At 45.5% G+C, this 16573-nt stretch carries 20 protein-coding genes; 3 read left to right on the top strand and 17 right to left on the bottom strand.

Going from position 1 to position 16573, the window contains the following annotated elements:
- Positions 1-42: 42 nt before the first annotated feature.
- The 5 genes from O3Q51_08335 to O3Q51_08315 form a co-directional block, all read right to left on the bottom strand.
- Positions 43-3300, bottom strand: coding sequence for a glycosyl hydrolase (locus tag O3Q51_08335; protein ID MCZ4408812.1), 3258 nt, complete (start codon positions 3298-3300; stop codon positions 43-45).
- A 94-nt stretch (positions 3301-3394) separates the two neighbouring features.
- Positions 3395-3706, bottom strand: a complete 312-nt coding sequence (locus O3Q51_08330) for a hypothetical protein (GenBank protein MCZ4408811.1) — start codon at positions 3704-3706, stop codon at positions 3395-3397.
- Positions 3707-3792: 86 nt separating this feature from the next.
- Positions 3793-4041, bottom strand: a complete 249-nt coding sequence (locus tag O3Q51_08325; protein MCZ4408810.1) for a hypothetical protein — start codon at positions 4039-4041, stop codon at positions 3793-3795.
- 103 nt (positions 4042-4144) lie between these two features.
- Positions 4145-4585: an SRPBCC domain-containing protein gene (locus tag O3Q51_08320; protein ID MCZ4408809.1), complete on the bottom strand. Its 441-nt coding sequence runs from the start codon at positions 4583-4585 to the stop codon at positions 4145-4147.
- Positions 4586-4643: 58 nt separating this feature from the next.
- A complete protein-coding gene (locus tag O3Q51_08315; protein MCZ4408808.1) occupies positions 4644-4826 on the bottom strand; it encodes a hypothetical protein in 183 nt (60 codons plus the stop codon).
- Positions 4827-5251: 425 nt separating this feature from the next.
- Here O3Q51_08315 and O3Q51_08310 point away from each other — a divergent pair, with 425 nt between their 5' ends.
- The gene (locus O3Q51_08310; GenBank protein MCZ4408807.1) at positions 5252-5653 is read left to right on the top strand and encodes a hypothetical protein; all 402 of its coding nucleotides are present in this window, start codon (positions 5252-5254) and stop codon (positions 5651-5653) included.
- A 185-nt stretch (positions 5654-5838) separates the two neighbouring features.
- Here the strand turns inward: O3Q51_08310 and O3Q51_08305 are convergent, their stop codons facing one another.
- Entirely contained in the window at positions 5839-6024 is a 186-nt protein-coding gene (locus tag O3Q51_08305; protein MCZ4408806.1) for a hypothetical protein, read from the bottom strand.
- 207 nt (positions 6025-6231) lie between these two features.
- Between O3Q51_08305 and O3Q51_08300 the strand changes: the two genes are divergently transcribed.
- The gene (locus tag O3Q51_08300; protein MCZ4408805.1) at positions 6232-7017 is read left to right on the top strand and encodes a hypothetical protein; all 786 of its coding nucleotides are present in this window, start codon (positions 6232-6234) and stop codon (positions 7015-7017) included.
- 239 nt (positions 7018-7256) lie between these two features.
- On the opposite strand, the gene O3Q51_08295 is transcribed toward O3Q51_08300, so the two are convergent.
- The 10 genes from O3Q51_08295 to O3Q51_08250 all read right to left on the bottom strand — a co-directional run bounded on the left by O3Q51_08295 (position 7257) and on the right by O3Q51_08250 (position 13843).
- On the bottom strand, positions 7257-7397 hold the full coding sequence (locus O3Q51_08295) for a Kazal-type serine protease inhibitor (GenBank protein MCZ4408804.1): 141 nt from the start codon (positions 7395-7397) through the stop codon (positions 7257-7259).
- A 79-nt stretch (positions 7398-7476) separates the two neighbouring features.
- Positions 7477-7824: a hypothetical protein gene (locus tag O3Q51_08290; GenBank protein MCZ4408803.1), complete on the bottom strand. Its 348-nt coding sequence runs from the start codon at positions 7822-7824 to the stop codon at positions 7477-7479.
- A gap of 263 nt (positions 7825-8087) precedes the next feature.
- Entirely contained in the window at positions 8088-8606 is a 519-nt protein-coding gene (locus O3Q51_08285; protein ID MCZ4408802.1) for a DUF1569 domain-containing protein, read from the bottom strand.
- A gap of 122 nt (positions 8607-8728) precedes the next feature.
- The gene (locus tag O3Q51_08280; protein MCZ4408801.1) at positions 8729-9190 is read right to left on the bottom strand and encodes a hypothetical protein; all 462 of its coding nucleotides are present in this window, start codon (positions 9188-9190) and stop codon (positions 8729-8731) included.
- A 167-nt stretch (positions 9191-9357) separates the two neighbouring features.
- Entirely contained in the window at positions 9358-10092 is a 735-nt protein-coding gene (locus O3Q51_08275; protein ID MCZ4408800.1) for a BACON domain-containing protein, read from the bottom strand.
- A gap of 147 nt (positions 10093-10239) precedes the next feature.
- A complete protein-coding gene (locus O3Q51_08270; GenBank protein ID MCZ4408799.1) occupies positions 10240-10731 on the bottom strand; it encodes a hypothetical protein in 492 nt (163 codons plus the stop codon).
- 606 nt (positions 10732-11337) lie between these two features.
- Positions 11338-11889, bottom strand: coding sequence for a DUF4468 domain-containing protein (locus O3Q51_08265; protein ID MCZ4408798.1), 552 nt, complete (start codon positions 11887-11889; stop codon positions 11338-11340).
- Between the two features lie 95 nt (positions 11890-11984).
- The gene (locus O3Q51_08260) at positions 11985-12467 is read right to left on the bottom strand and encodes a hypothetical protein (GenBank protein MCZ4408797.1); all 483 of its coding nucleotides are present in this window, start codon (positions 12465-12467) and stop codon (positions 11985-11987) included.
- 528 nt (positions 12468-12995) lie between these two features.
- Positions 12996-13316: a hypothetical protein gene (locus O3Q51_08255; protein ID MCZ4408796.1), complete on the bottom strand. Its 321-nt coding sequence runs from the start codon at positions 13314-13316 to the stop codon at positions 12996-12998.
- A gap of 380 nt (positions 13317-13696) precedes the next feature.
- The gene (locus O3Q51_08250; GenBank protein MCZ4408795.1) at positions 13697-13843 is read right to left on the bottom strand and encodes a hypothetical protein; all 147 of its coding nucleotides are present in this window, start codon (positions 13841-13843) and stop codon (positions 13697-13699) included.
- A gap of 232 nt (positions 13844-14075) precedes the next feature.
- On the opposite strand from O3Q51_08250, the gene O3Q51_08245 reads away from it, so the two are divergent.
- Entirely contained in the window at positions 14076-14618 is a 543-nt protein-coding gene (locus tag O3Q51_08245; GenBank protein ID MCZ4408794.1) for a fibronectin type III domain-containing protein, read from the top strand.
- A gap of 450 nt (positions 14619-15068) precedes the next feature.
- On the opposite strand, the gene O3Q51_08240 is transcribed toward O3Q51_08245, so the two are convergent.
- Positions 15069-16193, bottom strand: a complete 1125-nt coding sequence (locus tag O3Q51_08240) for a hypothetical protein (GenBank protein MCZ4408793.1) — start codon at positions 16191-16193, stop codon at positions 15069-15071.
- Positions 16194-16573: the final 380 nt, after the last annotated feature.

Genomic DNA, 16573 nt, shown 5'->3' with positions numbered 1-16573 from the left:
CCTCTTTTTTTGTCTTGTAATTTCAGATTTTGTTATCTCTACTTAAAATCCTTCCACGGGAGGTCCTCCCGCTGCTACCAGCTTATAGTTCATGGCTGCGGCTTTGGCCTCAAGGTCTTCAAGTTGTGGCATGAGCTCCGCCATCTCTTTTTTCAAGATAGACATGGTTTGCTCTGCAGCTCCGGTAGGTCCATAAGTAGAATAGCCTACAGCTATGTAAATCTCCCACATCCGTTCGTTCACAGTCGGGGGTGCCTTCTCTCCTATCTTATTGATCGACGGGCTGCCATCAACTCGGTTTTTGAAAGCGTAGAAATCGTCACGGAGGCTTCGGTATTCAGCCATTAAGTCCTCATTGCCTTTACGCACGTATGCCAGGGCCACTCCCATCGCTTTGATTTGCTCTCCCAAGGTATTCTTGCGCTTGTTCATTACGGAATTGCTCGTGCCGATTTTCTCGAATTCGCGCCAGAACTCATCCATTTGATCCGCCAAAGGATTCTTCAATGTGCCCTGCTTGTGGAGAGGAACTACCTCAAAGCTGCGGTATTCGGTCAAAGCGATAAGGCCTTCTGCTGTCTCCTTCACAATTCGCACTTGGTAGGTGCCGGGCATTGCCATGAATCCCGAATCGTCGCCGATCTTTTCTTGGCCCTTCGAAACCACCTGACTTGGTGGAAGCCTCAAGTCCCAGGCTACTCGGTGAAATCCTTTTTCAGTGGGAGCATTGACTCTGCGAACGAGATTTCCTTGAGCATCGGCTACTTCGAGCCAAATTCTCACAGGCATCTCATTGGTTTCAGCATCCAGCTGATCGTATCCCGGAAATGGGATGTCCTCCCCTTCTTTGTCCAATTCTTTCTCCGCCTCCATTCGCTCGGCTTTGGCTGTTTTATAGCCTTCGGCGAGGTGGTAAGTGAATACCGCTCCGAAGGGCGGATTGTCAGCGATATAGTGCGAAGCTCCTTGTGAGCCCCTTCCTTTTTCAAATTCAAGATCGGGACGCGGGATGTACCACCAAGCTTTGCGGGTGGGAAATAGCTGCGCTTCTTCTTTCATCCCTTCTTCGGTGAGTTCGCGGAAAACGCTCATATCATCAAAGACGTAAAAGCTACGACCAAAACTGGCAGCTACGAGATCGTTCTCGCGTCGCTGTATCGTGATATCCCGAAAGGAGATGGTGGGCACTCCACCTTTGATCATGGTCCATTTAGCACCGCCATTTACTGAAAAGTAGATGCCAAACTCTGTGGCGATAAAGAGCAAATTCTCCTGCTCGTGGTCTTGTACGATTCTCCAAACCGTCGTCTTCTCAGGAAGATCGGCGGTAAGGCTCGTCCACGACTTACCCTTATTGGTACTTTTGAAAAGGTAGGGCTTCAAGTCTCCATGTTTGTGGTTATCGAGCGCTACATATACCGTATTGGGGTCATGGAGATCTACCTTAATATCGTTGACGTAAGCCGTTGCGGGCACATCTGCTATGCTGCTCACTTCCATTTTGGTCCAATTGGCGCCCATATCGTCGGTACGGTGCATCAGGCCATCATCCGTGCCGATGTAGATCACATTCTCGTCATGTGGCGACTCAGCTATCGAAGTGATGGTGTTGAAAGTCGACATGGCATAGAGGTCCCATGCATTGTCGTAACTCTGCTTGCGGCCCATAATCTCAAGTTCTAGTCGATTTTGATCTCGGGTTAGATCGCCGCTGATGGCGGTCCAATTGTCGCCGCGGTCATCGGACTTCCATAGCCGGTATGAGCCATGGTAGATGCGCGTGGGCTTGTGCGAACTAACCAGAATGGGTGAGTCCCAGTTGAAGCGCTCATGTGGCTCTCCTTCGCCCGCTCGGGGCTGAATGCCCACTATTTCTCCCGTAGTCATATCAACTCGGGCCAGATTTCCTTGCTGCCATTGCGCATAAACGACATCGGGATTGCCCGGCTCTGTGGCAGGCTGGTGTCCATCGCCGAAGAGCACCACTTTCCAATCGCTGTTTTGAATGCCTTGGTAATCGTCTGTGCGCGAAGGGCCTCCTTGGGTATTGTTGTCTTGCGTACCTCCGTAAATATTGTAAAACGGCTCTGCATCGTCTACCGCCAATTTGTAAAACTGCGTGAGAGGCAGATTGGAGAAGAAGCGCCAGTTTTCGCCCAAGTCAAACGATTCGTAAAGCCCACCGTCGGTTCCAAAGAGCAAGTAGTCGGGATCGCTCATCTTAAAAGCCATTGCGTGATTATCGGAGTGCTTGTTTTTTTCATTCATTCGCCGAAAGGTCTTCCCGCCATCTTCTGAAATTTGCACTCGAACATCCATCAAGTAGATGCGGTCTTCCTTGTGCGGACTCGCATAGAGCTCTTGGTAATAATGCGGCCCCGTAGCTCCCGATACCGTATCGCTTTGTTTGGTCCAAGTGCTACCTCTATCGGTTGATTTGTACACGGCCCCTTCACGCTGATTAAGCTCGATGGCAGCATAAAGCACATCCGGATTTTGCGGAGAGATGGCCAAGCCGATCTTTCCCATATTGCCTTCGGGCAATCCGCCTTTCAGCTCTTCCCACGTATCGCCGCCGTCAGTACTGCGGTGCAGACCGGTGCCTGGTCCACCGCCCAAATAAGCAGCTATGGTGCGGTGCCTGTCCCATGTGGCGGCATACACCACTTGAGGGTTTCGCGGATCTACAGCAATATCGGTTACGCCTGTCCACTCGCCATTTCCGAGAGTGCGCGTCCAAGACTCGCCGCCATCGGTAGTTTTATAAAAACCGCGCTCGCCGCCGCTACTCCATAGCGGGCCTTGCACGGCTACCATCACCACATCGCTATTGCTCGGGTGAACAATTATTTTGGAAATGTGCTCAGAATCCGGCAGTCCCATATTCTTCCACTTCTTTCCACCATCGGTACTGCGGTAGATTCCGTCGCCGTAACTGACGTGACGGCCACCTACATTCTCGCCCGTACCGAGCCATAGGGTAGACGGATTATTGGGATCGATAGTGATGCAACCAGTAGAGTAAACTGCCTCTCCATCAAAGATGGGTGTAAAGGTGATCCCCGCATTCTCGGTTTTCCAAACGCCACCTGAACCTACGGCCACATACCACGTGCTTTCGTCTTGTGGATGAATAGCAATATCGGCTATTCGACCCGACATAAAGGCGGGACCGACACTGCGCATCTTCAGTCCTTCAAAGTTTTTGGCATCCCAAGGGCCGGTTGGTTTTTCATCTTCTTGTGCCTTTGCGGCAAAGGTGAGCGTAAGGGCCAATAGCCCGAGGAGAATTCTTTTCATAAGATGTATTGCTTTTGAGCATGCGCAAGGTAATAAAGGTTGGGATTATAAAAGAAAGCTCTGCGATCAATCCTTTGGCAACTCTATCACCTAACTAAAAGAGCAATGCCTCTTCGTAAACCAAGTAATACAATTTGAGGGCGAACAGCGCACAAATGGCAAAACTCAGCACCAAACAGAGATAGACAGGGCGCGACTTTGGGCGCTTAAAGAGCAATGCTATAAAGAGGAGTAAACAGAAAAAAGGGAGTATAAAGACGATGGGAATGTACAGCATTTCATGAAAAACCTGATACAGCAACAGGCTTATATCCTTTGCCTCCAAAATGCGCCCGGCCGTTATAAACAGAATGCAGAAGATTAATACCACATTTATAACTCGCACCGATTTATCCGAGACTTTCATCCTCTTTCGAATTTACTCAAACGACATAGGTAAAATGGTTTTCAAAAAACTTAAGGAGCAGCTTTAGTGCACAAATGGGATACCTCCTACCCCTGCTGCAGGAGCACCAAAATAAACACCACCGCACCAATCGCGTATATAGTCATTCCCGTACGCATGGCTTTTCTTGCTTCTTTGTATTTCCGACTGAAGCCGTCGGCTTTAAAGCCGTTTACAAGGGACCAGGATTGCACGCCCCACCAAACCATGCCGAAGTATAGCTTATCCCTTACCTCCAGCGATTGATTGCTTCGGGCCGTGTTCGTCTGCTCTTTGTTGTCCAATGTTTCCGTCATGGCGAAGATATTTGAGAGTGAGATCTAGTGCTTTATACTCCTTCAATATACACTTATTTGGCATAAGTGAATACGGGCGACGTTAAAGTGGAAGCGAGCTCACTTATTTCACGCACATAAAATCATACGCCCCTTTTCGCAATTGGATGCCATACTCCAAATAGGCTTTCAGACAGGCCAGAAAGTTGGACCATCCGCCCGAGTTTTCAATCACCCACTTGAGGTTTGCCTCATTCAGTTCCTTGCCGCTTTCCTTTACGCGCACCACGGTGCTCCTGCCGGGCAGAGCTTCCAGCGCAATGGTGACCACGGTTTCAGGGTCCCAAACGAAGGAGACCGTGCGATTGGCTTCAACCTTGGTACTTGTGATGGGATACCTGTCGGGAAATTCGGGAAACTTCCACAGCAAGTCCTCTCCCGAGTCAAGTCGGCCGTTGCTCTCCGAAATAAAATACTTCGTCATCGCGTCGGGGTTTACGATCCCTTCGTAGACTTCTTCTACGGGCTTTTGAATTTGAATGGAAGCACTTGCTTTGAGCTTCATGGATTTTGGTTTTTTGGTTGAGACTTCTTTCCGGAGAAAAGCCTATCGGAGAGGGTTTTCAATTGCTTGGGTTGTTCTCACCGGTTCGTTCACGGGCATCCATCCGAGCACCTATAACTGCTCCCAATGCCAGGCCTATCGCAATCCAGGCACCACCTTCTGTAACAAACGAAACAATACCACCAATGGCCACGCCAAGTGCCATTGCCAAGCCCAAATACTTTTTGTTTTTTGATTTCAAAATCTATGCTTATTTCAAATAAAGGTACATACCTGCACATGACCACAGACAATACTTAGCCATAAATCTATTTTGATCAGTTTTTATACTCCCCACAAAATAGGGATTCTGCTGCTTTAAGAAGGTATGCTTGCGCAAAACGTACGCGGTGGAACAGAAGGCCGTGCCATGATGAAGGGCACTCCATCTTCCATCTGAAATAAGAGCGGGTGACCTTATTATCTCTCAACTATATTGAGACTATACCCTCCTAACAATGATGTGACTCATGTACAGGGGGCATACCCGGCATAGAGAGGGAAATTAACAAGTTATGTTAAAAGCCACGGGGTTGTTATGCACGCCTACCAAATTCCATTAGCTTTGCGCCCGTTTTAAAACAAGCCATGGAAATGCGGTATGTGATTATAAAGGAGAGAAACCTCATGATTCAACAATTTACGGGAGAATTCACCTTCTCATTGTGGATGAACGGGGCAGAGAAGATATGGCAAGACCCTGATTACCATCCTGCCCTAGACATTTTGGTTGACCTGAGGGGTGTAACCCTGTTAATGGAAGTAAAAGAAACAAAGCAAATTGCTAAAGCTTTAGCCGATAACAAGGAGCTGACAACTACAGGCCGTGTAGCACTTTTGATGGATTCGCCCAGAGTGGCAGCTTTTGCACAATTGCTTGATGTCGTTCGCACTGATGATTCTACTTTCTTGATGTACACCAGCGAGGGTTGGGCAAGCAAAAAACTCGGTATCCCTTTCAATATTGAACAAGACCTAAAATCTCCCGATACGCAGGAGATTTCTTTGAGCAAATCCAGCTTGGATTGATCTCGGCGGCATCTGCTTCAACGAAGGGATAGCCTGCCGGGCGAAATCAAAAATATGAGCTCGGAGGGTTTGACGTTCGCATCCCGAATCCTCTTGAAGAACATTCTTCTATAAGAATCCGGAGCCACTAAGATCTGTGTCTCTCAATGTGTGCGATGCGCCTGCCTCTATACGGAGCGGATTCACTATTTCGCCATTCTGAAACTTCCAAAGATCAAAGCGATCAGCAACAAGCCAACGCCCGTTCCTATCAAGACGCCATTGGCGAAATCGGGAAGTACGATGTAATGAGATACGACTTGCGAAGCTGCGATGATCAATAGGCCGATCGCCAAGAGGATGAGTGCTTTTCTTTTTATTTGTTTATCCATGATAGCGAATGTTGAGATAGGTGTGTTTTAAACTTTATAATAGCTCTTGCTAAGCTAAGAGGTCTCAGGCAGCGAAGCAAGGAAATCGGCTGTAGTGTATGTCCAGATCTTGGAAGAACTCTTGCAAAAAGCGGAAGGTTGGCTATTTTTGGGAAGAATTGAGACAAACAGAGAATTGACGTCCTGAGCAACATCAAAAACGCAGAAATGGCAGAAAACGAAAACGACACCAAGGAGCTTAAGTTCTATTCTCAAAAATCCATCGGAATCGCTACTTTCCTCGGCGGGCCTATGGCATCGGGATACCTGATCAGAGAGAATTACCGCTCATTGGACCAACCGGATAAGGGCCGAAGTGCATTCATTCTTGGATTCGTTGCTACGGCGGTCATCTTCATTGTCATTTTCTCGCTTCCCGAATCCATCATTGATAAGGTGCCCAATCAAATTATCCCTGCCGTCTACACCCTCATTATCTATTTGATCGTGGAGAAGATTCAGGGCAAGGTATTGACTCAGCACAAGGAGCATGAAAACCAATTCTACTCGACATGGAAAGCGGCAGGCATCGGACTTATCTCGCTAGCAGTAATGGCAATAGGCCTTTTGAGCTATGCCTTCTTATCGCCTGAGGCGGAAGCTTACGACCAATACGATGCCGAGATGGAGACCTTCTTTCAGAACGAGACGGAAACAATGATTTTCTATGAGCATTTGGGCACCAAACAAAGCAATACCCTGCTGCGCGAACTGGACAGAAAAATCATTCCCAAATGGGAAGAGAATATCCAAATCATAGAAAAGACAAATGAGATGGCCGACCTACCTGATGATTTGATACAACAGAACGCACTTCTGCTCAAGTATGCCAAACTCAGACTGAAAGCCTTCAAACTATTCAAAAAGGCAATTGAAGAAGATACCGATCAATACGATTGGGAATTGGAGAATACGCACACCCTGATCAATAAACTACTGGAAGAGATGAATTGAGAGTGGTGAAGTGCTGCTATACGACGCTAGAATCCTCTTGCATGGCAATCTTCTACATAAATTCTAAACCTATCCCTTCGGAAAAGCTGCCAAGGCGAGGCAGATCCTAACTGTCTGAAAAGCAGTAATAACGAACAATAACACCGAAGGTAAAATCTCGGGAGCGGAGAACTTGCGCATAGCTCCCGACATGGCCTTATTGATTAGCCTACCGGTAAATCGCTTCGCATCGTGTGGCTTTAATCACAGGTGCCTTCTGTCCAAGAAGTCACACCCTCTCTTTCGGCTTCGCAAGAGTTTCCATAGGTCTTGCCATCGCAGCCACATACGGGGTCGTAAACGGTCAAACAATAGTAATCTCCCTTTTTACGCTCATCCACACATCCGTCGTCCTTCTTTCAAGACACGAATGGAACGAAAATCAAAAATATGAGAACGGCTCTTTTCATCAATCTCCCATTAGTTGAATTCAACAATATCAGCAGTAATCGTGCATTGATGATTCTGTGCAAAAATAAAGAATCCCGTTTTCCAATTTACCGTAATATTGGCAAGCGCTTGATTGGATTGAAGAGGATGGTTTTCCAACATATCTTTCTTCGCGTCATCCACAAGTGCCGATTTTGCAAGCCCACCAAATCCAAAAACCTTTAAAGTAGATGCAGTGCCGGAGATACTTGTTTGCGTATAGCTAAAATTAGCCTGACTCAATGATGCCGAGTTGTTCATATATCCGGTGTGTATGGCACAACTAGAAAATGTTGAAAGTCCGATTACAATGACCGCCAGTCTCAATACTCTTTTCATACTAAATTTAATTTGCTCAAATGCCTTACTTTATTTTTGGGATTGTTCAGGTCGAATTTTTGTCCCTCTGCACCGCAGCGTTGCCTATTTTGCCCTACGGGTTTTACGTTCGCATCCCAAAAGTAAGCAAAACCTGCCAAGGGCTATAAAATTCGGTAGTGAAAACCGAAGCATGGATGAGTTGCAACTTAGCACAGGGTGGCGTACCCTGTGCAGCGGTGACATAATCTAAATGAAATATGTTCCTATAACGCAATCTCCTTTTAAAGCTCGACTATATCTTCCACTATATGCAAGTGATGGCGCGTGTGAATCTTGAGGAACTTCTTTAGCTTACGTTTATTCAGGTCAAGAAATACGGGATGTCTAAAATAGTTGTCGTCATCCAAATCACTCCATTGCATCAAGCTCAGCTTAGCGGCTTCCAATTCGATTCTAATGTCGTCTTCGCTAATGTCAAAACTTGGGTTTACCGCATCGGGAGCTTTCCCTACTCCTCTTGGAATTTTTCCGGTTGTCGAAACATAAAACCATTCGAAACTCGATTTTGACTCAAACCCATCCGGATCTGAGTGGGTCGCTGTAGCCATCGTTCCATTGATGACTTGTAGCAAGTGCAATAAATGCCATTTGACCGGAGCTTGTGAAACGCTTTCGTTTAAGGAGTCCATAACCGTTAGGTATTCCTCCAATTGGAGAAACTCGTCGGTCAAATCTACTTCTTGAGCGGTAGCGATAGAATATGAAAACAGGAAAATGAAGAATGCTATATGGCGTTTCATTGGTGTATTTTTATACGTAGGACGACATAAATTGACATTTAACGACAGAGGTGGCGAATTAAATTTCTGGCTCCGAAGTGAGCGTATAGTGCCGCTGGGTGGCACACCCTTCGTTGCGGGGCTTAGTTTTTCTTATTTCCTCTTGCCTTCTCGCTTTCATGAGAATCTAATAACTCCTGGAAACGTTCAGCATCTCTTGAATCGGGTTTATCTTTCGCAATAGTCATCAGGTGTTCGACTACTGTCCAACTGTCATCTTCATTGATAAGTCGGAATACGTGCCGCCATGTTCCTTCATTATCAAAGGTTAAGTAGAGCGAGTCCCTCGAATCTTCGGTAAACTGAATAGTCCAAACGGCATCGTGATCAATATCGCGTAAAACATACTTCTCAGACCCTTCGTCAAAGCCAATGATCCTCGAGCTGTCGCTATACGTGATATGCCTATCAATATCATTATCAGCCCAAAATTCATTCATTGATTGTGCGCAGGTTTCAATAATGCTGCGGAATTCAACATCTTGGCTGTAAATTTCTGAGAAATGGAAGAAGCAGCAGGCAAATAATACAAGTCTTGTTTTCATTTTAATTTAATCACTGCCCTGCAAGATGCAATTTCCTGCCAAAGAAAAGATGTTGATCCACTTTCAAAAGTCTTACCTGCTCCGCCGTGTATGATACCCTGCGGTTTTTATTAGTTCCCCAGGGTGGCATGCCCTGTGGAGCGGGGAATAAAGAGCAGATGATCTTATCACGGCCCTACTCCAACGGTCTCACATGGATTATCCAAGTATACACTTCCGCTATAATTGTATACTATCTCCCCCAGCCCATTTAAAATGTAGGCATTATAAGAATAGTTCCCATAAGGCAAAAGATCCGTGTTGTACATTGCTCCGCTCGGAAAACAGCCTGGATTGCTCGTATAGTAGGTGCTGTATATTGTACCTAAGTAGTCACCTTCGAAGTAAAACTCAAACGGTCCGTTTCCAACTGCCCGATAAAATGATATGGTACCGTATTGAGTGGGCTCCGGATCATCTTCACCCGACTGAGAAATAGAAATATTTCTTGTCAATCCACCACCTGATACAGTCACGACACCGCTGCGTGAACTAGTCGATGAATTGGAACTTACCGAAACTGATATAGATCCATTGTCGCTGCCGCTGGATGGAGAGGCGCTAATCCAAAATGAAGAAGTGGAAACTGACCAATCAACGTTTGAGGTTATGGATACGGATCGCGAACCACTTGATGAACCAAAAGAAAATGATTGACTGCTTACATTTAGCGTGTTGGGTTGCACCATACTGCACGGACTGCATATACCGCCACAATCTACGTCGGTTTCATTTTGATTCTGAATACCATCACTGCAAGTACCGCTACCAACATTGTCGTCATCTTCATCTTTTGAACAACCCCCAAGAAGTATTGCACCAAGACAGAAAAACACAATTTGAAATTTAATCTTACCAGTCATTATTTTTCTCATTTTACTTTTGCTTTTGCCACATTATACCCTTCAAATTTATAGAAAAATTGGTTCGAAGGATGCCATGCACAATTTAACTGTTCCGCCGAGTTGACAATCTCACGGCACGGGTGGCATACCTCGCGGAGCGGGTGCTTATCTACTATCCCGACTAGCCATCATAGACTGTACGATTCCGACCAAGTCTTTGTATTGTTCATTGGTACCGACGAGTCTGAACTTCTTCCATGGTGTATCTTTTCGTTTGATATTGAGTGACTCGGGCCTGATAACCCGCGCATTTGGAAAGAGAACGGAGATATCCGTAGGCACGCGCGGAGCTATGCTCATATCGGCCATATCGAGCTGTATCTCTTCTATTTCATCCAGCGGGTATACCAGCACTAAGGAGAGGAATGGCAGTATTCTTTGGTGTTCGATTCTCACCGCATTTTCCGTAACGGTTATCGCCATTCGGGTAATGAGTAAAAAGACAGTAAGGGCGGCCAGAATACTGAGCCCGAAGAAGACGGGATTGATGCTGAACTTGTACATCGCGAAAGCCATCCAAGCCACGCATACGACGCGAAACAAGATTTGCGTTGGTGGATACTCTCGTATTTCGGCGATTGCTTCGGGGTTTTTCATTTCGTGGTGAATTGCGGCTTCGTTTGGTGCAGAGAGTTGAGGTACTTAGGTTAGTGCCGCAGGATTGCAAATCCTGCGGAGCTGGGGGTTGCAAACCCAGCGGAGCGGGTGCGATACCCTGCGTAGCGGTTAAATCAACAGGTCTAGAGTTCCGCATAGACCCGCTCCAATAATTATAGACCAAGAAATCCAATCCTTGAATTCGTTGTTCTTGTGTTTTAGAAAAAGTATATGAAGAGCTAAATGCACAATCATAAATATGTTGAATCCATAGATAAATGCTTCAACATCTTGACTCTGCGATAGCTTCCAAAACACAAAGTAAAAAAGGGGAATGTGTAAAAAGAGGAAGACTATATGTCCAATTTTGTCACTCAGCATTGATAAGCCCGGAAATATTCGCCACTCTTTACATCGAATTGCATCCATCTCGTGTATCACCATTAGTGAAAGTCCCAAGTAAAAGAAAATATGTCCTGTCATATTAAAAATTTCACTTTGCGTGCATTATCGTAGTTTTTTGGTTGCTAAAACGCGGAAAAAGCCCTTCTCCCCTGATTGCTGCCTTGTGGAGCGAGGAAAGGGTAACACTGATTTTCCGTTTTACTACCAGTCATCTGAATGATTTTCTGAACCGCCTGTAATTGCGTCATTCAAATCATCCAGCAAGTTTTCAAAAGCGGTATCGATCTCTTCTTCCACTTTTGTTTTTTTAATTTTCTTCTTCGAATAAAGCTTCTTGTAGTTTTCATTGAGCTCTAGCATACCAGGAGTGCGCGTTGTCATGTCCATACTGACCGCTACCCATGAATAAACCAATTCGCTGAAAATTACCTTATACCTGCCTTCCCGAAAGTAAATGGACATTTTGAAGTTCACGACCTTTTCTCTTAGAAGCGTCTGATCGGGGAGAAAGACATTTCCCGTTCCAATTATGAACTCGTGGTTTTCCTCATCGGCCAGTATTTGCTCATCTGAGGATTTCAAATTTTCAGCCATCCATAATCGAGCCCTCTTGTATTGATCGTCTTTGGAGATTGTATCTACTACAATGACTCTCTCAAATAGGGCCTCATCTTTGTCAAAGTCGAATACCACTTGCGAGAAACCACTCATGCAAATAAGGCCAAAAAGGATTAAAAAAAAGACTTCTTTCATTTTTATTGAATTATAAATATTTGCCCGCTAGGTATGTAAACTACGGTATTTGTTTTAGTTCAGCTGGGTGACATACCCCGAGGAGCGGAGCACATTTATTCATTGGACATTGAGTTCAAAAGCCTTAATGCGGCTTTGGCTATTCCACTTTCGGGAAATTCTTTCAACGTTCTTTCGTAGTATTCTTTCGAGGCTTTTCCGTTTCCCATTTGCCCATAACAAAACGCGATGTTGTTCAATGCCATTTCTTTGTACGATATCTTGCCAGAACTCAATAAAGTTAGAAATCTATACTTGTCTACCCAGTCATACTTTTTAAAAAAGGCGTAACTCTGCTCAAAGTGTGGAATGGCATTTTTAAAATCTTCGCGTTTCACACTGGCCATTCCTTTTCTATGTTCCTTAGCAATGGTCTGTCTTAAGAATTGCGAAAGGATCAAGTAAGTGGCTGCTCCGTAGAGAATAAAAGCGGACGTATCAAACTGATACCAGATCAACATAAATATTCCCATGACCAGCAGATGAGGGAACAGTGAGATCCAAGCGACTTGTCGAAAGGTGGGGACAGTTGAACTCATTTTATTCTGTTTTTAATGCCATGCTTTGCCCGGTAAATCTGCTCCGCTGGGTAATATTCCCGCTATGAAACGTGGCCCGAAGGGCATGTTTTTATAGCGATTGTTGTGCTTCGTGCTTTTTTCTTTCTCTTTTCGCTAATTGTTGGCATTCTTGGCAATAGTAATATTTGTAAATTTTAGGTCGATCCTTATCTATAATGCATCCGCCATAGTGGTCGGTCTTCGTATTGGGGTAATCGAAAAAGTCAGATTCAATTTTAGTTTTCATCGGACCTCGTCCGTATTTTATCGGAGTCCGAGCAACTTTCATTTTACATTCATGAACTCGACATGTGTCATTGCTTTCAACTGTAGCGTCAAAAGTTTTACATGACTGAAAGCATGTCATTAACAAAGTCGTATATATGAATAGGTGAAGATTTTTCATTTTCGCGTGAAGCACAACGCTAAGCTAAGAAACGTGAGGCTTTAGAAATCGATTTTTCACTCAAAAATCTGCTCCGCCGGGTTTGCAACCCTGCGGCACTTCTATTTATCTTCATTACCTGCGTATCCCTTCTCCCGCCTCATTATAAAAGCTAATCTGACATAACCGTATGCTTCCCCCATATCTACTTCATAAACTTGCCAACTCTCCAATTCAAACGCTTCTGCCATCTTTAAAATAGGCCGATAATCATCAGCGCCTTCCTTTTCTTTTTTAATCTTGATGATTTCATAGTTCTCCCCTTCACTAATCGCGATGATGTCACCCCGCTGAACGATTGTCATATAATCATACTTCACCGTTTCCTGCCCCACGACCAGCGCAGGTATCGAGATGAGCATTATCAGAAGTAACTTTTTCATAGTCGTTTTATTTTTTCCCGTCAACCAAGAAGACAGAGTGCTCCCAGACCTATCTACTAGGTTGAGCTATTCTCTAATCTATGGGCTGTCTCTCCATTTGGTTAACCTTAATTCCCCCACAAAATACAAATTCCCCTTTCACCTCCTCTACCCTGTTGATAAAAGTTGAAATCTCCCGTGCTGCTCGTTTCACCAGGCCTGTAACTTAGTCAATCGACTATCGACCACAGACCGTCTCCCCACTTGATGGCATTAACGCGTGCCATGAAGGGGTTCTTTCCTCGTGTGAAGGTGTTCTTCCGTCGTATGAAGACCCTCATTGCCCCACTTGATGCCTATCATCAGTTGTGTGATCGTCTTCTTTCGTCGTGTGAAGACCCTCATTGCCCCACTTGATGCCTATCTTCCGTCGTGTGATGGTCTTCTTTCGTCGTGTGAAGACCATCATTGCCCCACTTGGTCGTCTTCTTTTTTTGGATCTTTTTCTTATCTTTCGAATAGCGACCAAGGCCTTCTGATTCTCTCATCTTCAATAGTTTAAGGCCGCAGCCCCCGCTTCGTGTCGTCTGTTTATATATGTTAATTTTCTATTTTCTTGAAACTTTCTTTTTGCAGTTTAGTATAGGTCTGTGAGCTGCGCCAAAGTGGACAGCCATTTATCCATAAAATTTAAATACTATGGAAAATCAAATCAAACTGGGCCTCACGGGCCTAAAACCGACAGACTTGCTCGCCAAGGGCCGTCTGATCATTGCAAACATGACGGGAAATGCCAGCTTTCCTGATCCTGTACCGTCGCTGGCAGATTTGCAAACCGCGCTTGACGCTTTTGAAGACCGCGTAGAGGCGGCTGCCTTCGGCGACAGACGCGCGATAAACAGCCGCAACAACGGGCAGCGGGCTTTTACAGCCATGATGCGCCAATTGGGGCAATATGTAGCCTTTGTAGCCAATGGCGATGGTGAGGTGATCGAGAGCTCGGGATTTGAAGTGCGCAAGCAGCGTGAGCCTGCTACGAGTTTGGGTCAACCCATCGACTTCTTGGCCGAGCGCAGCAAGAAGGAAGGTGAGGTAATCTTAAACTGGAAAGCCGTAAGCTACAGCAAGGCCTACCAGGTAGAGGTAAGCACTGCCGATCCTGCGGTGGCCGAGCCCCAATGGACGGTAGCCTTGGTAACGTCAAAGAGCAGCGGTACGGTGCAAAACCTGACGCGCGGCACGATGTACTGGTTTCGTGTAATGGCCATCAGTGGCGATATGACGAGCGCCTACAGCGATGTAGCCCTGGTAATGGCGGCCTAACCACTCCTCTGCCAGCGGTGAGTTGGTAACATGTATCCCCTTAAGTACACGGTTTATTATTAAAACAAAACGGAGATATGTGTAGCATGTATGATTGAAACCCCGATGTCGGAAAGATGTCGGGGTTTTTTGTTGGTCTGTGGTAGATGGTTTTGTGGTCGATGGTCGATAGTCGATGGTTGGTGGTATTAAGTTAGGGCGTATTTCGTAGGGCGTATTTCGTAGGGCGTAGGGCGTAGGGCGTAGTGTGTAGTGCGTATTTCGTAGTGCGTATTTCGTAGTGCGTAGAGCGTAGGGCGTAGGGCGTAGTGCGTATTTAGTGGTGGGTAGTGGGTAGTGTGTAGGGCGTGATTTTTAGGGTGTGGGGCTTAGGGTGGAGAATTTTGATTCTATTGAAAACAAGGGAAACGGCCATGGGCTGGTAGACGCTTAGGAGTGCTGATGATTGGCTTATTCGTTATCTCCCTGATCGGGTACCGGCATTTCTTTTACGTTGTAGTGAATGTCGGTGACTTTCAATTTTAACCAAGTCCGTTTGCCATCGTCTATGGTCCAAGCGGCCTCACACTCAACGGGTATTTTTATCCCATTCCTTTCTTCGGTTTTGGTCGCCATAACAGACCATTCGGTAGGCTCGGCATCATTAGAATCTCGGTAACGCATGGCCACGAATTTCTCAAAGGTTCCGTCTTTACTAAAGTAAAAATCGCCAGAACCTTCGGTTCCATTGTACTTCATAGTGGCTCTGGCGGTATAGGCATCTATACGCTCCCATTCTATATATTGGCTCAAAGCCGCTGTAGGAAACCAAACGATTTCGGCCAAGTAGCGTTGCAAAGTGGCTTGGTCTACCTTTTGGTCATTTTTTGCATTTGCCACGGGTATAAGTGAAAAAAGCTTTATGCTCATTTCACCTTTGCCCTTTTCAAATTTGTCTCTGCCTACTACGCTTAATATGGCGTTCATTTGAGTGCGGATACTCCAATTGAATGCCGGTGGTTGAGTGGTAAAATATTGCTCTGCTATGCCCTCGTTCCAACTTGTTTGCTCGGGTTTCAATCTTAGCCGTAGTTCTTGAACTAAATGCACATTGGCTATGGCCTGTTTGCCCACTGCGCCGCTATTGGTCAGCCATGTTTGAACGATTGATGGCAAACCAATCAATTCTTCTTCGGTGGCGATGCTTTGGCTCGGGAGTTGAGCATTTTCAAAGAGGCTTATTCTTTCTCGTTCAATTTTCTGATCGAAGTTGAAACCAGAATACCCTATGATGATCGCCAACAGAATAATCACGTTTGCCGGTGAACCGAATTTTGCGTCAGACCAAAAACTGAAAATCAATACCTGCGATAGTATCACGGCTAAAAAACCGATGTACCACCAATAGCCGGAATGGAAAAGCATCGAAAAGATCGTACCGGCAAAAAGCAAAAATGCAAGGAGCCACAGTAGGCCATACGTTTTTGAAACGGGCAGTAGAATGGCATTAAAATCGCCGATGCCAAACGCTTTGAAAAATCCGAATAGATGGATTATTCCGTGTATTCCGATCAGTATGGCTAAAGCTATTCGCATTTTAGTTAGTTGTGGCTCGCGATTGAATAAAGTTCGTTGCCTCCCGTGAGAACGCTCGGCTTAGTGGCGCTTATTTGGCATTAAACCGATTGTGTCCGGTTGATCATATCCAAATTTAATGGAAATTCGGTTGTATTGAAATCAGGTGGGTGGGCAGTGGTCGGTGGCAGGTGTTATTCAGTATTCAGCCAAGGTGTATTTTGTAGGGCGTGGTTCGTAGCTCGCAGGGGGTAGATTGAAGGGCTGAGCTGATTGGAGACAGTCAGGCTAACGTTGAATGTAAAATGCGTTTTAATGCAGTTTAGGTTTTGATGGCAAGCGTATTTCTTTTTTCTATTTCATTGTCTAGTAATTCTTTGACTCCATCTGAAGGTAAGAAG

Source organism: Cryomorphaceae bacterium 1068, from assembly GCA_027214385.1.
Classification (GTDB): domain Bacteria; phylum Bacteroidota; class Bacteroidia; order Flavobacteriales_D; family Cryomorphaceae; genus JAKVAV01.
Note: the sequence above shows the minus strand (reverse complement) of the source record. Positions and strands in the feature narration are given on the sequence as shown.